This window comes from Floricoccus penangensis (assembly GCF_001832885.1).
Lineage (GTDB): Bacteria > Bacillota > Bacilli > Lactobacillales > Streptococcaceae > Floricoccus > Floricoccus penangensis.
In genome coordinates, this window is record NZ_MKIQ01000026.1 from 1 (window position 1) to 18835 (window position 18835).

At 35.6% G+C, this 18835-nt stretch carries 11 protein-coding genes; 9 read left to right on the top strand and 2 right to left on the bottom strand.

Annotation, left to right across the window (positions count from 1 at the left end):
* Window positions 1-468: 468 nt before the first annotated feature.
* Window positions 469-2235, top strand: a complete 1767-nt coding sequence (locus BG262_RS03975) for a hypothetical protein (protein WP_070787587.1) — start codon at window positions 469-471, stop codon at window positions 2233-2235.
* 37 nt (window positions 2236-2272) lie between these two features.
* Here BG262_RS03975 and BG262_RS03980 read toward each other — a convergent pair whose 3' ends face one another.
* Window positions 2273-3352 carry a M42 family metallopeptidase gene (locus BG262_RS03980; protein ID WP_070787588.1) on the bottom strand — a complete coding sequence of 360 codons (1080 nt, stop codon included), beginning with the start codon at window positions 3350-3352 and terminating at the stop codon, window positions 2273-2275.
* Between the two features lie 202 nt (window positions 3353-3554).
* On the opposite strand from BG262_RS03980, the gene nrdD reads away from it, so the two are divergent.
* The 5 genes from nrdD to pepO all read left to right on the top strand — a co-directional run bounded on the left by nrdD (window position 3555) and on the right by pepO (window position 9050).
* A complete protein-coding gene (gene nrdD, locus BG262_RS03985) occupies window positions 3555-5798 on the top strand; it encodes an anaerobic ribonucleoside-triphosphate reductase (protein WP_070787589.1) in 2244 nt (747 codons plus the stop codon).
* 58 nt (window positions 5799-5856) lie between these two features.
* The gene (locus BG262_RS10820) at window positions 5857-6018 is read left to right on the top strand and encodes a hypothetical protein (RefSeq protein WP_099098652.1); all 162 of its coding nucleotides are present in this window, start codon (window positions 5857-5859) and stop codon (window positions 6016-6018) included.
* Window positions 5999-6598: an anaerobic ribonucleoside-triphosphate reductase activating protein gene (nrdG, locus tag BG262_RS03990; RefSeq protein WP_070787590.1), complete on the top strand. Its 600-nt coding sequence runs from the start codon at window positions 5999-6001 to the stop codon at window positions 6596-6598. Before BG262_RS10820 ends, nrdG begins: the two co-directional genes overlap by 20 nt.
* A gap of 71 nt (window positions 6599-6669) precedes the next feature.
* Window positions 6670-7098, top strand: a complete 429-nt coding sequence (locus tag BG262_RS03995; protein WP_070787591.1) for an NUDIX domain-containing protein — start codon at window positions 6670-6672, stop codon at window positions 7096-7098.
* Window positions 7099-7169: 71 nt separating this feature from the next.
* Window positions 7170-9050, top strand: a complete 1881-nt coding sequence (gene pepO / locus BG262_RS04000) for an endopeptidase PepO (protein ID WP_070787592.1) — start codon at window positions 7170-7172, stop codon at window positions 9048-9050.
* A gap of 140 nt (window positions 9051-9190) precedes the next feature.
* Here pepO and BG262_RS04005 read toward each other — a convergent pair whose 3' ends face one another.
* A complete protein-coding gene (locus BG262_RS04005; protein WP_070787593.1) occupies window positions 9191-10003 on the bottom strand; it encodes a LysR family transcriptional regulator in 813 nt (270 codons plus the stop codon).
* A gap of 117 nt (window positions 10004-10120) precedes the next feature.
* Between BG262_RS04005 and BG262_RS04010 the strand changes: the two genes are divergently transcribed.
* From BG262_RS04010 to rpoC, 3 genes are all read left to right on the top strand, one after another.
* A complete protein-coding gene (locus BG262_RS04010; RefSeq protein WP_070787594.1) occupies window positions 10121-11095 on the top strand; it encodes a TDT family transporter in 975 nt (324 codons plus the stop codon).
* A 372-nt stretch (window positions 11096-11467) separates the two neighbouring features.
* Window positions 11468-15064: a DNA-directed RNA polymerase subunit beta gene (gene rpoB / locus BG262_RS04015; protein ID WP_070787595.1), complete on the top strand. Its 3597-nt coding sequence runs from the start codon at window positions 11468-11470 to the stop codon at window positions 15062-15064.
* Between the two features lie 101 nt (window positions 15065-15165).
* On the top strand, window positions 15166-18786 hold the full coding sequence (gene rpoC, locus BG262_RS04020) for a DNA-directed RNA polymerase subunit beta' (protein WP_070787596.1): 3621 nt from the start codon (window positions 15166-15168) through the stop codon (window positions 18784-18786).
* Window positions 18787-18835: the final 49 nt, after the last annotated feature.

Genomic DNA, 18835 nt, shown 5'->3' on the forward strand with positions numbered 1-18835 from the left:
AGAAGTTGAAGCTAATTACGCAAAGAATAATCAATAAATTTGTTCGAAAAGATAATAGATCTGAAAATTTAATTATGAGTTCAGAAGAAACAAAAACAACAGGATTTATTGCTATCGCTTGGACTTGGCATTCAAAACATCCTCATGGATATGAAGATTAATTGTTATAATAGTATATGATGAGCATAGTTTACAAATAATATTTGTAAACTATTTTTTTAATATATATATCACGTTGAACGATTAGAGAATTGAAACACAGGTATCACATTTCTCACAAGCTATTATTTCTAAGCTAGTAGTTATGGAGATGATTATTTTACAATATGGAAGAATTGTTCTCTAGTGGAGCTGTAATCGGCTATTCAGCGTTAAAAACCTATAAATTATATAAGAAAAAAATAGTGAGTTTGTAGAATGCTGAAAATTTTGCTATTATTAGCTTAATATTTATATTTAGAGGAAAAAATGGTAAAAGAAAAAAATACATATTCAAGACGTTCAAAATATTACTCAGAGGCTTCAGTCATTAAAACAAACAAGACTGAAGAAACTCAAACAAAAAATATTGATAACTTAGAAGAACCTCCTAAAAAAGAAAAAAATTTTTTCGTTTTTATACTCCTTTTGCTAATATCCCTATTAGTATCTTTGAGTTTTAATTCATTCCCTATTTTCAATGAGTTTTACTCAGGACTGAAAGAATCAATAAATAATTACTCTGGTTTTGCTATGAATAATGGCCAAATGCCTTATAGAAATTTTTATTCAAATGATGGACCTATTTTCTTTTTAATTAATGAACTAGGTAATAAGTTTGGTAATACATGGATTTTATGGGGGGTTGAGACTTTAAACCTTATTTTTGTTTCAAACCTGATTTATAAAATTGGACGTAGCCACAATATATCTACCTTTAGTGCGACATTCATCAGTATTCTAAGTATTATTGGAGTTGCCGTAGCAATAAATGGTGGTAATCTTGCCGCAGGTTTTGCAATTTATCCCATTTTATTATCAATTGATTTCATTGATAAGATATTCAATAATCAAGTAGATAAAGATAGTAAATTTATTATATTTGGCTCACTACAGGCAATATCAGTTTTTATTACTCCTGCTATGCTACTAGTAAATATATTATTTTTTGTATTTTTCTTTATAAAATTTTTAAAGGAAAAACCAGTTAATAAGCAGAAGATTTACAGTTTTATTTACCGTATACTGTCTTATATATTTGGATTTTTAATAATATTTTACTTAACGATTTATTATGGATTGATTAATCAATTTTTAGTTCCGGCTGCTGAGCAAATGTTTATTTTACCGTTTCAATCTATTAGATTTGATTCATCTTCTATATTAAACTTAGTTGTTTCACTTATTCTTTTATTATTGATCTTTGGTAAGCAGCTTGTATATCTAGCAAAAAAATTAAAGAGTTCGGAAAAAGGTAACCTTTTTTATAAATTTATAATTCTTGCCTCTCTTCTATACTTTATACTTACAGTTTTAAGTCCAATGTATGTTGTAGGGGATTTGGTAATTCTGTTGCCACTTTTCTTGATTCCTATTTTAAATAGTCATAATCAAGAAGGAGAGAAGTCTTCTGTATTATTAGGTGTGAAATCTTCTTTTTTACCATTATTAGGAATACTTGTGATACTTGCGTATGATGTATATACACAAGTTGAAAAAAGACCAATATTTGAAGAAGAGAGCAGAGTCGCTAGCTTTATACATAAAAATACAAATATAAAAGATCGAGTACTTGTTCTTTCTGATGACTATAATATTTATGTTAATTCAAAACGTTTAGCAACATTACCTATTCCTTTAAATAGTTATCCAGAAATATATAAGAAACATTTTACTGAAACTCTGCCTAAAACAGAATCGAAATTTATTATTGAGAATAAAAATTATGATGGTGTTGGAAAGAAATCTGTAAATACTGAACTTGATTCATCTTATGCTTTGAATAAGAAATTTAAATCAAATGATTTTGAAATATATGAGAGAATTGGTAGTGATGACTCATTAATTGATGATAAGAATAGTAATAAAAATAAAGGTTCATCTAAAGAAAAGACAGAATCTTCATCGAGTTCTAGTGAAAATATAAATGGAAAATCTGATCAAGAAATTCAATCTACAGAGGATGCTGTTCCAGACCAACAATATAATAACACTGATCCCAATCAACAATATAATCAACAATATTACGGACAATAAAAAATGGATGCTTAGCGGCATCCATTTTTCTATATAATTAATAGCTTAAAATTTCTTTGACAGCTTCATCATCAAGGCGACGAGCAACTTCTGTGAGTAATTTTACAGTATTTAGGTAATCATCTTCGTGAATCATTGAAGTGTGACTATGTAGGTAACGTACAGGAACAGTTACTGCAAGACTTGGAATACCATCATGGCTTAGGTGCATACGACCAGCGTCAGTTCCACCGCCTGCGATTACTGTATATTGGTAAGGAATGTTTAATTCATCAGCAATATCAGTTACAAAGTTGATAAGTTTTTGATGTGGAATCATTGTAGCATCAAAGATTAGGATTTGAGGTCCTTTACCAAGAACACTATCAGCTTCTTTTGGAGTCATTCCAGGGGTATCGCCAGCAGTACCAGTATCAACAGCGAAAGCAATAGCAGGGTTTACCTTGTGAGTAAGAGTTTGAGCACCACGAAGACCTACTTCTTCTTGAACGTTTGCACCTAGATATAGTTGATTTTCAACTGGATTTTCTTGAGCTAAGTTTTCAAGAACTTTAAGAACGATAGCAGTACCAATACGGTTATCCCAAGCTTTACCAAGAAGGAACTTACCACCATTTAAGCGAGTAGCTTCAATACGAGGTGTAATCATGTCACCAGGGCGAATACCTAGAGCTTCAACCTCTTCTTTAGAAGACATACCAAGGTCAATAAACATATCCTTGATATCATATACCTTATTACGAACTTCAGCAGTTAGTACATGTGGTGGTTTAGAACCAGTTACACCTTGAATCTTATCACCCTTACGTGTAGTAATAGTAACTTGTTGCGCAAGCATAACTTGAGCCCACCAACCTCCGACAGTTTGGAATTCAATGAATCCTTTGTCAGTAATATTAGTTACCATGAAACCAACTTCGTCCATATGGCTAGCCATTAAAACTTTAGGACCTTTTTCACCATAGCGAGCGACAACACTTCCAAGACCGTCAAATTCAATATCAGAAGTATACTTTTTAGCTTCTTCTTTGAAAATTTCACGCACTTCTTGTTCGTGACCTGCAATACCATCAACATTACTTAAATTGTATAGAAATTGTTCTTCTTTAGTGTCCATTTTTTCTCCTTTTAAAAAGTTAATACCATTTTATCATAAGTTGAGCTTAGATTAAATAATGATGTACTTGTATAAAATCATACAACTATATGTTGTGTATTGTAGATAGAATATACATTTTGAAACACAATATATGGTATTGTTACCTATTGAACTTTCTTTTGAAATCTGTTAAAATTTAAATCAGATTAAGGAGATAATTATGATTTTATTTGAAGAATTAGAAACTCAGACAACGAATATGAAAGTAATTAAAAGGGACGGAAGGAAACTTCCATTTGAATCAGAAAAAATTTACGCAGCTTTAGAAAAGGCCAGTAATGAAATTTCTCCAATAACACCTGTTCAAGAAGCGAAATTAGAAGTTTTAGTTGATAAGGTTGTTGCAGAGATTTTTGCGCGCTTTGATAAAAATATCAAAATTTATGAAATTCAAAATATCGTAGAACATGTCCTTTTGAGTGCCAACGAATATGAACTTGCTCAAAAGTATATAAACTATCGTACAAATCGTGACTTTGCTCGCAGCCAAGCAACAGATATTAATTTCACTATTGATAAGCTTATAAATAAGGACCAAACAGTGGTTAATGAGAATGCTAATAAGGATAGTGATGTATTCAATACTCAGCGTGATTTGACAGCAGGGATTGTTGGTAAATCAATAGGACTTAAGATGTTACCTCCTCACGTGGCAAATGCTCATCAAAAAGGTGATATTCATTATCATGACCTTGATTACCATCCATACACTCCAATGACTAATTGTTGCTTGATTGATTTTAAAGGTATGCTTGCTAAAGGTTTTAAGATTGGTAATGCAGAGGTTGTTTCACCAAAATCAATTCAGACAGCGACTGCTCAAATGAGTCAGATTATTGCTAATGTAGCATCAAGTCAATACGGAGGATGTTCAGCAAACCGAGTTGATGAACTTTTGGCACCATATGCTAAATTGAATTTTGATAAGCACTTAGCTGATGCGCGTGAGTGGGTAGCTCCTGAAAAACAGGAAGCATATGCTTATGCCAAGACTAAAAAGGATATCTATGACGCAATGCAATCTTTGGAGTATGAAATAAATACTTTATTTACTTCAAATGGGCAAACTCCATTTACTTCACTTGGATTTGGACTTGGAGAAGATTGGTTTGCGCGTGAGATTCAAAAGGCAATTCTAAAAATCAGAATTAAAGGGCTTGGTCACGAGGGAAGGACAGCTATTTTCCCTAAACTAATATTTACTCTTAAGCGTGGTTTGAATCTTGAGATGGATACGCCGAACTATGATATCAAGCAGCTGGCTTTGGAATGTGCTACTAAACGTATGTATCCAGATGTTTTGAGTTATGATAAGATTGTTGATTTGACTGGTTCTTTTAAGGTTCCGATGGGATGTCGCTCTTTCTTGCAAGGATGGAAGGACGAAAACGGCCAAGATGTTGTTGATGGTCGTATGAATCTTGGAGTTGTGACCCTCAATCTGCCTAGAATTGCGCTTGAATCTAAGGGTGATAAGGATAAGTTCTGGTCGATTTTGGGTGAGAAGATGGATATCTTGCGTGATGCGCTTGTCTATCGTATTGAGCGAGTTAAGGAAGCAACACCCGCTAATGCGCCTATTCTTTATCAAAACGGAGCCTTTGGCGGTCGTCTTAAGAAAACTGATAATGTGGACGAATTATTTAAGAATCGTCGCGCTACAGTTTCTATGGGATATATTGGTCTCTATGAAGTTGCAACTGTCTTTTATGGTGGTCAGTGGGAAAATAATCCTGAAGCTAAGGAATTTACTTTAGAAATACTTCGTCAAATGAAGGGTGCAGCTGAAGCATGGTCAGATGAGTATGATTATCATTTTTCAATTTACTCTACTCCTTCAGAGTCGCTAACTGATCGTTTTTGCAGACTTGATACTGAAAAATATGGTATTATAGAGGACATCACTGATAAGGAATATTACACAAATTCTTTCCATTATGATGTGCGTAAGAACCCAACTCCATTTGAAAAACTTGATTTTGAAAAAGATTATCCAGTTTACGCATCAGGTGGATTCATTCATTATTGTGAATACCCAATGTTACAACAAAATCCGAAGGCTCTTGAAGCAGTATGGGACTATGCTTATGATCGCGTAGGCTATCTGGGAACAAATACACCAATTGATAAATGTTATGAGTGTAATTTTGAAGGTGATTTCACACCAACTGAACGCGGCTTCAAATGTCCAAATTGTGGCAACACTAATCCTGCAACAGTTGATGTTGTGAAAAGAACTTGTGGCTATCTTGGTAATCCACAGGCTCGTCCAATGGTTAATGGTCGCCACAAGGAAATTTCAAACCGTGTAAAACACATGAATGGATCAATTGGTCATTTAAGTAATGGCGATGACATTGATAATCTAGCACATGATGAAAGAAGTAAGTTTTTTGCCAAATAAAAATTAATATAAGTCTGGGGGAACTCAGACTTTCCATATTTAAGAAAGGAGATATTTTATGGGAAAATACCAATTAGATAATAAAGGACAGGCTTCTGTTGAAAAGTATCATGAGAAAAATTCAACTGACAAACCTAGCAAACAAGACAAAGTAGCAGAGCTACGTGCCCAATTTTTGAAAAAGAAAAACGGTGGCAAGAATGAAAAATCCAAAGCCTAAGGAATGGCTTTCCTCAGACCTTAGTCAGAATTATATTGCCGACTATAAACCCTTCAATTTTGTGGATGGTGAAGGAGTACGTAATAGCCTCTATGTTTCTGGCTGTCCCTTTGCTTGTGAGGGTTGCTATAACGTGGCTGCCCAAAACTTTCGCTACGGGAGACCATATACACAGGAACTAGAAGAACGTATCATGACAGATATGGCTCAACCTTACGTGCAAGGCCTCACTCTTCTTGGAGGTGAACCCTTTCTCAATACTGGGGTCGTACTTCCTTTGGTTAAAAGAATACATGAGGAACTACCAGAAAAAGATATTTGGTCTTGGTCAGGTTATACCTGGGAAGAATTACAAGAAGAGAGTGATGATAAACTTGAGCTGCTTGCTAATATTGATATCTTAGTTGATGGTCGATTCTATATATCAAAGAAGAATCTGCTTTTGCAATTTCGCGGTTCAAGCAACCAAAGAATAATCGATGTCAAAAAATCACTTTCAAGTGGTCAGGTAGTTATCTGGGATAAGCTAAATGATGGCAATCAAGAATTTGAACAACTTCACAAAGAAAATATGATATAAAGAACAATTCATTTACTTGGATTGTTTTTATTTTGTTATAATTAACAATAGTAAATTATTGGAGTGTATAGATGTCAAAAGGTGTTTTTAATATCATAGTTCAAGATGAACGAATACTTTTAGTTAAAAGAAAGGATTTACCATTGTGGGACTTACCAGGAGGTCATCTGGATCCAGAAGAGAGCGAATTTGATTGTGCAATTCGGGAAGCTTATGAAGAAACAGGTCTCATCGTCAAACCTAAATATTTAATTGGAAAATATGTTATTGAAGAACTTGATGATACACAGTTTGTATATAAAAGTAATATTGAAAGTGGAGAGTTAATAAAATCTGGACCTGAAACAAAGGAACTCAGATATTTTAATCTTAATTATCTTCCCTTGTTTATGGTGCCTAATAGAAGACGGCAAATAAAAGATTTTCAAGACAAAAATGAAAATAAAGAAGTCATGATTAAGGAAAAATTTCTCATAAGATTATTAAGAAAGATTTTGTAAAATATCAAACTTTAGATGTAAGAAATTTTTCTGAAAATTTGATACAATAGATTTAATTATAGGAGGACGATATGGTTAGAATTCAAGATGATTTATATGAGGCAGTCAATGCCGATTGGTTAAGCGAGGCAGAAATTCCTGGCGACAGACCAAGAATTGGTGGGTTTGACGAGCTTGTTATTAATAATGAAAAAACATTAATGGAAGACTTTTCTGGTTTCCCTAAGTTTGATGATCCAGTTATGGACCAATTTTTGCTTTTCTACAAGAAAGCACAAGACTATGATACTCGTAATAAGATAGGTACAGAACCTGTAAAGTCTAATTTAGCTAAAATCGAAGCAATTAAAGATTTTGATGATTTAACTTCAAAATTTACAGAGATGGTATTTGAAAATTATGGATCGCTTCCATTTGATCTTTCAGTATCTCCAGATATGAAGGATGCAATCCATTATGCACTTTATTTCTCAAGCCCTGGTTTAATATTGCCTGATACTACATATTATGCTGAAGATCATCCACGTAAGGAAGAACTTCTTAATGTATACAGAGAAAACACTATCGAAATCATGGAAAAATTCGGTTATGACAAGGAATTTGCTGAAAAAACAGTAGATAATACTTTGAAATTTGATGCTCTTCTAGTTCCTTATGTAAATACAAGTGAAGAGTGGGCTCAATATGCAGGTCTTTATAATCCGGTAGATATATCTGAATTTGTTTCCCATATCAAAACTTTCAATTCAGGAAAATTAATCGCTGATTTAATCAAGACTATGCCAGAGAAAGTTTTAGTTTATGAAAAAAGATTTTATGAAAACTTTAATGAAATAGTAAATCCAGAAAATTTCGAGTTAATTAAATCATATATTTTAGCTTCGGAAGTGCGCACTGCAACGCCTTACCTTTCTGAAGAATTGCGTGTTTTGGGAGGAGTATTTGGTCGTGCTTTAAGTGGTACTGCTGAGGCGCGTAGTCCTGAAAAAGCAGCCTATGATTTAGCAACAGGAATCTTCTCTCAAGCTGTTGGTCTTTATTATGGTAAAAAATACTTTGGTGAAGATGCAAAAAATGATGTTAAATATATGACAGCTCAAATGATTCAAGTTTACCAAGAACGTCTCCGCCATAATGACTGGCTATCTAAGGAAACAATAGAAAAAGCTATTGAAAAACTTGATGCAATGACAGTCTTTGTCGGCTATCCAGATAAACTTCCAAAAGTCTACACTGAATTTAAGGTTGGAAGTGGAAGTATCTATGAGGATTCAACTAGTATTGGTCGTGCGTTAATTCGTCGTCACTATGGCAAGTTCTCTGAAAATGTAGACAAGACTGAGTGGCATATGCCAGCACATATGGTAAATGCTTATTTCAGTCCTGATAGTAATACTATTGTCTTTCCAGCAGCTATCCTACAAGCTCCATTCTATAGTCTTGAACAAACAAAGAGTCAAAATTATGGCGGTATTGGAGCTGTTATCGCTCACGAAATATCTCATGCTTTCGATAATAATGGAGCACTTTTTGATAAGTATGGTAACATGGAAAATTGGTGGACAGAGGAGGACTTTAAAGCTTTCGAAGATAAACAAAAACTAATGGTTGATGAGTTTGATGGTCTTGAAATTGCTGGTGGAAAAGTTAATGGTACTCTTGTAGTATCTGAAAATATTGCAGATGCTGGTGGTCTTACAGCAGCAATGACAGCAGCACTTCTTGAAGAAGATGCAAACCTTGAGGAACTGTTTACTCAATGGGCAACAATCTGGCGTATGAAGGCTCATAAAGAATATCAACAAATGCTCTTAAGTGCAGATGTTCACGCACCAGGTAAACTTCGTGCAAATGTTCAACCAACTAACCTTGATGAATTCTTTGAAACATTTGATGTCAAAGAAGGCGATGAAATGTGGCGTGCACCAGAAGACCGAGTTAGAATTTGGTAAGCCTATCCCATCGGAGTTGCGATTAAGACTAGTCACTTTAGTGACTCAGACTTCTTGATATTTAAACACAGCTATTTTGAAATAAAAGAATTAATTAAAAAGCATCTGGAGTATTAATCTCTAGGTGCTTTATTTATATATTAAAAATCTTTCATAAGATTTTTAATCAATTCAGATATTTTTGAAATTTCGATACTAGAGTTGTAGGGATTTGGAATGAGAAAAATCTTTCTGCTATTAACTTTTTTCTGAATTTTGATTTTATCGTTAGTAGCTAATCTTGAAATAATTGACTGACCAATTCCTTCCTCTATTAATTTTTCTAGCAGTTCATTGCTATCAATATTAATAATGGGGAGTTGAATATTATTTTCATTCATAAAAATTTCATTAAAGAATCTAGTTCCAGATTCTTTCTCACGCATTAGCCAATATTTGGAATCGGCATTTCCGGCAAGAACTAACTCATCTTCGTATATGACTTCTTTTTTTAGATTAGGAGTCTCAATTGGTTTTTCTATAATAGCTATGTGGGCATGATTGTTTTGAATTTGTTCCAAAGCCATTTTTGAATTCATCATTTTAATGGTGAAGTTAACATTTGGAAATGTTTTAAGAATATCAGTCATTAATTTAGGTAAGATATGGTTGGCTACAGTATTTGAACAAACGATTATACATTCCTCTTTGAAGTTTTCTTTTTGCATAACTTGTTCAAAAGAATTAGAAAGATTTTCAATTATAGTTAATAATTTTGGATAGAGAAAATCAGCTTCTTTTGTTGGAACGACATTTTGCTTTCCATTTCGATGGAATAGTTGTATTCCGTAATTTTGCTCTAACTTCTTAATTTGCAGGGATACTGTTGGTTGTGAAATATAAAGTTTTTCAGCAGCAAAAGAAAAATTTTTTGTTTCATAGACGGCAATAAATGTTTTAATCCAATCAAGCATATAGTCTCCTTTATTTACTTTCTTAATAATAACTATTATAAATATTTATTTTACAAATGTAAATTTCTTAACTATCATAAATATAGATAAAGACAGAAAAATCTAAAGGAGAGAAAAATGATACATTCATATAAAGAATTTTTAAAGAGGATACCAATACCTATTTGTGGCTTAATTCTAGGTACAGTATCCCTTGGAAATTTATTATACTCAATTAACTACCACATACTTGGGGACATCTTTTGCATTCTGGGATGTATTCTAATGGTTTTAGTAGTACTGAAAATTATTTTCACTATGGACCATACACTGAAAGCTATGAAGGATCCAATAGTTGCTTCGGTATCACCAACATTTACGATGGCGCTTATGGTTATTGCAGCATTTTTGACACGTGTTCTTCCATCTATTAAGCTGGTTCAAGTAATCTGGCTATTTGCGGTTATTCTTCACTTTGCTCTTATGGTTTTCTTTGTTGCCGTTCACGTTTTTCCTGAAAAGTTAAGCCTAGAAAACATCTACCCCAGTTGGTTTATAACATTTGTTGGAATGGGAGTAATACCCAATACGTCAAATTTATTTATTCAAGAACTGGGACAAATTACCATTTGGCTAGCCTTAATCCTCTATTTACTGTTTCTTCCAATTCTTGTAAAGAGGGTAGTTTTTATGTCGAATATGCCAGACTCAGCAATGCCTCTCGTTACCATTATGACAGCCCCAGGTTCGCTCTGTTTAGCGGGCTACCTGTCAGTCACAACACATCCATATATGCCACTAGTAGTATTCTTGCTAGTCCTATCCCAGTTAATATATTTTATAATTGTTTCCAATTTTTCTAAACTTTTTCAAAAGCAATTTTATCCAAGTTATGCAGCCTTTACTTTCCCAATGGTTATTACTGCGACAGCCATAACAAAAGTTAAATCATTATTTATTGATAAGGAATTTCTATATATGATACTCAATTACCTTAGTGCATTTGAAGTAGTTATTGCGATTCTTATTGTTCTTTATGTGCTATATAAATATTTAGTATTTTTGAGGCAGCAGCTAGTTATTAAAAATCGAATTCATGTGTTAAATAAATAGTTGTGAAAAGAAATTTATTTGCTAAATTATATAGAAGAGAAATTACATTTTTTATATTTTATAAATAATTTTAAAATAAGCACATTCCTTGATTTTTGGCAAGAATAAGGTATAATAGAGAGAAATAGTTTGTCGGTACGTTTGGTATGAAATATTGTCCATACTAGGCGTAGTAAGGCAGCGGTGAAGAGATTGACCGTTGCTTTTTTTGCCGTTTTAGACCACCGATTTCAATTGATGTAATTGAAGTTTAATGTTTCTAAATGTTCAGACTACTTTAAATAACTATTTGGAACAAAGGACATAGGCTTTTGAAAGTGAATGTTATTTATACTTCAGAAGACTATAAAATAGGAAAGAGGAGAAACTACATTGGCAGGACATGATGTTGCCTACGGTAAACACCGTACAAGACGCAGTTTTTCGCGAATCAAAGAAGTACTTGATTTGCCAAACTTAATTGAAATCCAAACAGATAGCTACCAGCAATTTCTTGACGAAGGATTTAAGGATGTATTCCAAGAAATGCTTCCGATAAATAACTTTGCGGATACAATGGAGCTAGAATTTGTTGGGTACGAAATGCGTGAGCCTAAATATACTATTGAAGAAGCTCGTGCACACGATGCTAATTATTCAGCACCAATTTTCGTTACTTTCCGCCTTATTAATAAGGAAACTGGGGAAATTAAGACACAAGAAGTGTTCTTTGGAGATTTCCCACTTATGACTGAAATGGGTACTTTCGTAATCAACGGAGCTGAACGTATTATCGTAAGTCAGTTGGTACGTAGCCCAGGTGTTTACTTCCATGATAAAGTAGACAAGAATGGTAAAGTTGGTTATGGTCATACTACAATTCCTAACCGTGGAGCATGGTTTGAATTAGATACTGATGCAAAAGACGTTGGTTATGCTCGTATTGACCGTACTCGTAAATTACCATTTACAGTAATGATGCGTGCTCTTGGATTTGGTTCTGATGCTGAGATTTTTGATATTCTTGGTGATAGCGAAATTCTAAGAAATACAATCGAAAAAGATATTCACAAAAATACAAACGATACTCGTGTTGAGGAAGCACTGAAAGATATTTATGATCGCATCCGTCCTGGTGAACCTAAAACAGCGGATTCTTCACGTAACTTATTAGTAGCTCGTTTCTTCGACCCACGTCGTTATGATCTAGCTCCTGTTGGACGTTACAAAATCAACAAGAAACTAGCTCTTAAAAACCGCCTTCTAGGATTGAAACTTGCGGAGCCATTGGTTGATGGTGATACTGGTGAAATCTTAGTGCCTGCGGATACAGAAATCACACGTGAAGTTCTTGATGATATTACAGAAGCTCTTGATAATGGATTGAATACAGAAGTTTATTACCCATCTGATGATGCAGTATTAAATGATCCAATCAATATTCAAGTTGTTAAAGTATATTCACCAAATGATCCAGAACGTGTTGTAAATGTTATTTCTAATGGACAAATTGATCCAACTGTTCGTACAGTCACACCTGCAGATATCATTGCAAGCATTAACTATTGGTTAGGCTTAAATGATGGTGTTGGTAAAGTGGATGATATTGACCACTTAGGTAACCGTCGTATTCGTTCAGTAGGTGAACTTTTACAAAACCAAGTTCGTATAGGTTTAAGCCGTATGGAACGTGTTATTCGTGAACGTATGTCAAGTCAAGATAATGAGAGTATGACTCCTCAAGCTTTACTTAATATTCGTCCAGTTGTTGCAGCAATCAAAGAATTCTTTGGTTCTTCTCAATTGTCACAGTTCATGGACCAACATAACCCACTTTCAGAACTTTCGCACAAACGTCGTTTATCAGCCCTTGGGCCTGGTGGTTTGACACGTGACCGTGCAGGATATGAAGTACGTGACGTACATTATACTCACTATGGTCGCATGTGTCCGATTGAAACTCCTGAAGGACCAAATATCGGGTTAATCAATAACTTATCAAGTTATGGAAAAATTAATAAATATGGATTTATCCAAAGTCCATACCGTAAAGTTGATCGTGCAACAGGTGTTGTAACAAACGATATTCATTGGCTAACAGCAGATGAAGAAGATAATTACACAGTTGCTCAAGCGAATTCACCACTAAATGAAGATGGAACGTTTACAAATGATACTGTAATGGCTCGTCATACTGGTAACAATATTGAAGTATCTACTTCATTAGTTGATTACATGGACGTATCTCCTAAACAGGTAGTTGCGGTTGCCACAGCTTGTATTCCTTTCTTGGAAAACGATGACTCAAACCGTGCCCTAATGGGAGCAAACATGCAGCGTCAAGCAGTTCCACTTATTGATCCACATGCACCTTTTGTTGGTACAGGTATGGAACATCAAGCGGCACATGACTCAGGAGCAGCCCTGGTAGCAAAAGAAGCTGGTACAGTTGAATTTGCTGATGCAGCTGAGATTCGTATCCGTCGTGAATCTGGTGAGCTTGATATTTACAAAGTAACTAAATTCCGTCGTTCTAACTCTGGTACATCATATAACCAACGTACTCTTGTTAAATCAGGAGATAAAGTTGATAAAGGTGAAATCATTGCTGATGGACCTTCAATGGAAAATGGAGAAATGGCTCTTGGACAAAATCCACTAGTTGCTTTCATGACATGGGAAGGTTACAACTTTGAGGATGCCGTTATCATGAGTGAACGTCTTGTAAAAGATGACGTTTATACTTCAATTGCAATCGAAGAATATGAATCAGAAACACGTGATACAAAACTTGGGCCTGAAGAAATTACTCGTGAAGTACCAAATGTTGGTGAAGATGCTCTTAAAAATCTTGACGAATTTGGTATCATCCGCATCGGTGCTGAAGTTAAAGAAGGTGATCTTCTAGTCGGTAAAGTTACTCCTAAAGGTGTAAGTGAACTTTCTGCTGAAGAACGTCTATTACATGCAATCTTTGGTGAAAAATCTCGTGAAGTTCGTGATACATCACTTCGTGTACCTCACGGAGCTGACGGTATTGTCCATGATGTTAAGATTTTCCGTCGTGAAAATGGTGATGAACTATCAACAGGTGTTAACATGCTTGTTCGTGTTTATATCGTTCAAAAACGTAAAATCCACGTTGGGGATAAAATGGCCGGACGTCACGGAAATAAAGGGGTTGTATCTCGTATCTTACCAGTTGAAGATATGCCTTACCTTCCAGACGGAACTCCAGTTGATATCATGCTTAATCCACTAGGGGTACCATCTCGTATGAATATCGGACAAGTTATGGAGCTTCACCTAGGAATGGCAGCGCGTCAACTAGGCATCCATATTGCAACTCCAGTCTTTGATGGAGCTCGCGATGAAGATATCTGGTCTACAGTAAAAGAAGCTGGAATGGCAGCAGATGCTAAGACAGTTCTTTATGATGGCCGTACAGGTGAACCTTTCGATAACCGTGTATCAGTAGGTGTCATGTATATGATTAAACTTCACCACATGGTTGATGATAAACTTCATGCACGTAGCGTAGGACCATACTCACTAGTTACTCAACAACCACTTGGGGGTAAAGCTCAATTTGGTGGACAACGTTTTGGGGAAATGGAAGTTTGGGCACTGGAAGCTTACGGTGCAGCTTACATTCTGCAAGAAATCTTGACTTACAAGTCAGATGACGTTACAGGACGTACAAAAGCATATGAAGCAATAGTTAAAGGTGAAAGAATTCCTCGTCCAGGTGTGCCAGAATCATTCCGCGTACTTGTAAAAGAATTACAATCATTAGGACTTGATATGAAGGTACTTGATGATGAAGATAATACTCTTGAACTTCGTGATTTAGATGATGATGACGATGAAGGAATCCACGTAGATGCTCTTGAAAAAGCTCGTAAAGAACAAACAGAACTGCGTGCAGCAAATGCTGCTGCAGCTGAAGTAAAAGCAGCTGAAAGAGAAGTATCTGGGGATATCAAATAAATTCTAATTTTAGAAAAATAAACAGATTTTGAGAACTTACATTGACTAGGGTGGAAATGCTTCACCCTTGGTCAAGTTTTATATAGCTAGGAGAAGAAATCTTGGTAGATGTTAATAAATTTCAGAGTATGCAAATATCTCTGGCTTCACCACGTCAAATTCGTACTTGGTCATATGGTGAAGTAAAAAAACCAGAAACAATTAACTACCGTACATTAAAACCAGAACGTGAAGGACTATTCGATGAAAGAATTTTTGGTCCAACTAAAGACTGGGAATGTGCATGTGGTAAATATAAACGTATTCGTTATAAAGGTATTATTTGTGACCGCTGTGGTGTTGAAGTAACTCGTGCTAAAGTACGTCGTGAACGTATGGGACATATAGAGCTTGCTGCTCCAGTAACTCACATTTGGTATTTCAAAGGAATTCCTTCACGTATGGGATTAGCCCTAGATATGAGCCCCCGTGCTCTTGAAGAAGTAATTTATTTTGCTTCATACGTGGTAATTGATCCAAAAGAAACTCCACTTGAAAAGAAAAGTCTTTTAAGCGAACGTGAGTATCGTGAAAAAATGCTTGAATATGGCTATGGTTCATTCGTTGCAAAAATGGGTGCTGAAGCAATTCAAGATCTTTTAATTGATGTTGACCTTGATAAAGAAATTGCTGAATTAAAAGAAGAACTTAAAACTGCAAGTGGTCAAAAACGTGTTAAGGCCGTACGCCGTTTAGATATTTTAGATGCTTTCCGTAAATCAGACAATCAACTTGATTGGATGGTAATGGATGTTCTTCCAGTTATTCCACCGGATTTACGTCCGATGGTTCAACTTGATGGTGGACGTTTTGCAACAAGTGACTTAAATGATCTATATCGCCGTGTAATTAACCGTAACAACCGTCTTAAGCGTTTGATTGAACTTAATGCTCCTGGTATTATTGTTCAAAATGAAAAACGTATGCTTCAAGAAGCTGTAGATGCCTTAATTGATAACGGTCGTCGTGGTCGTCCAATCACAGGACCAGGGAACCGTCCACTTAAATCATTAAGCCACATGCTTAAAGGTAAACAAGGTCGTTTCCGTCAAAACTTACTTGGTAAACGTGTTGACTATTCAGGACGTTCAGTAATCGTTGTTGGTCCAACTCTTAAAATGTATCAATGTGGTCTGCCAAGAGAAATGGCTATTGAGTTATTCAAACCATTTGTAATGGCTGAATTAGTTAAACGTGAGATGGCAGCAAATATCCGTGCAGCAAAACGTAAAGTTGAGCGTATGGATGAAGATATCTGGGATGTACTTGAAGATGTAATTAAAGAACATCCAGTTCTACTTAACCGCGCACCTACTCTACATAGACTTGGTATTCAAGCTTTTGAACCAGTCCTTATTGATGGACGTGCAATTCGTCTTCACCCACTTGTATGTGAAGCCTACAATGCCGACTTCGATGGAGACCAAATGGCCGTTCACGTGCCACTTTCTGAGGAAGCACAAGCAGAAGCTCGTATCCTTATGTTAGCAGCTGAACACATCCTTAACCCTAAAGATGGTAAACCAGTAGTAACTCCTTCACAGGATATGGTACTAGGTAACTACTACCTAACTATGGAAGAAGCTGGTCGTGAAGGTGAAGGAATGATTTTTGCTGATCCTGAAGAAGCTGTAATTGCATGGCGTAATGGCTATGTACATTTACACTCTCGTGTGGGTATAGCTACTAAATCATTAGATAAACCTTGGTCAGATAGCCAAAAAGATACTATTTTATTAACAACAGTTGGTAAAATATTATTTAACTCTATCATGCCAGCAGAATTCCCATATTTAAATGAACCAACTATGGAAAACTTAACTAGCCAAACTAATGATCGCTACTTTGTACAAGCGGGTGGAGATGTTGTTGAAGCTATTAAGAACCTTCCAGAAGTACAACCGTTCAAGAAGAAAAATCTTGGTAATATCATTGCAGAAGTATTCAAACGTTTCCGTACAACAGAAACTTCTGAAATGCTTGACCGTTTGAAAGACCTTGGTTACCACCATTCAACAAAAGCTGGTCTTACTGTAGGTATTGCAGATATTCCAGTCGTAGAAGAAAAACATGAAATTGTAGATGCTGCCCATGAAAAAGTGGAAGTAATCACTAAACAATTCCGTCGAGGTCTTATTACTGACGATGAACGTTATCAAGCTGTAACTGATGTTTGGCGTGATGCAAAAGCTCAACTTGAAGATAAACTTGCTAAAGGTCAAGATTTCAAGAATCCAATCGTTATGATGATGGACTCAGGAGCCCGTGGTAATATCTCAAACTTCTCACAACTTGCCGGTATGCGCGGACTTATGGCTGCACCGAATGGTCGTATCATGGAATTACCAATCATCTCAAACTTCCGTGAAGGATTGTCAGTATTGGAAATGTTCTTCTCAACTCACGGAGCTCGTAAAGGTATGACCGATACAGCCCTTAAGACAGCCGATTCAGGTTACTTGACTCGTCGTCTAGTTGACGTTGCCCAAGACGTAATCATTCGTGAAGATGACTGTGGAACTGACCGTGGACTTGTAATCAGTGCAATTACTGATGGTAAAGAAATGGTTGAACCACTTGAAGAACGTTTAATTGGACGTTACACTTCTCAAACAGTTATTAATCCTGAAACAGGTGAAGTAATCATTGGAAACGATGAGTTAATCACAGAAGATATCGCTAGCGCAATTGTTGCAGCTGGAATTGAGAAAGTTAAGATTCGTAGCGTATTTACATGTAAAACACGTCATGGCGTATGTAAACATTGTTATGGGGTTAACCTTGCTACTGGTGATGCTGTTGAGGTTGGTGAAGCAGTTGGTACAATTGCAGCCCAATCTATCGGTGAACCAGGTACTCAGCTTACAATGCGTACCTTCCATACAGGGGGGGTTGCCTCAAGTGAAGATATCACTCAAGGTCTTCCTCGTATCCAAGAAATTTTTGAAGCACGTAATCCTAAAGGGGAAGCTACAATCACAGAAGTTACAGGTGAAGTTGTAGAAATTACGGAAGAAGCAAGTACACGTACTAAAGAAGTAACCGTAAAAGGTGAAACTGATACACGTACTTACACAATTCCTTATACTTCTCGTACTAAGGTTGAAGTTGGTGACTTTATTCACCGTGGTACTCCACTTACAGAAGGTTCAATTGAACCTAAACACTTACTTGAAGTTCGTGATGCTTTATCAGTAGAAACTTATCTACTTGCAGAAGTGCAAAAAGTATACCGTTCTCAAGGGGTAGAAATTGGAGACAAGCACGTTGAGGTAATGGTTCGTCAAATGCTTCGTAAAGTTCGCATCATGGATCCAGGTGATACCGACTTACTTCCAGGAACACTTATGGATGTTTCAGACTTTGCAGATGCAAACGAAGATACTCTTGTTAAAGGTGCAGTGCCTGCAACTGGTCGTCCAGTTCTTATGGGTATTACTAAAGCATCACTTGAAACTAACTCATTCTTATCAGCAGCATCATTCCAAGAAACAACACGTGTTCTTACAGATGCAGCGATTCGTGGTAAAAAAGACCACTTACTTGGACTTAAGGAAAATGTTATTATCGGTAAAATCATCCCAGCAGGTACTGGTATGCAACGTTACCGTAACATCGAACCTCAAGCACATGTACCAAAAGATGAAGTAATTGAAGGTGAAATAATCGAAGTTACTGAATAATATAAAATAAAAAAAGAGGCAATCGAAAGATTGCTCTTTTTTTATTAAT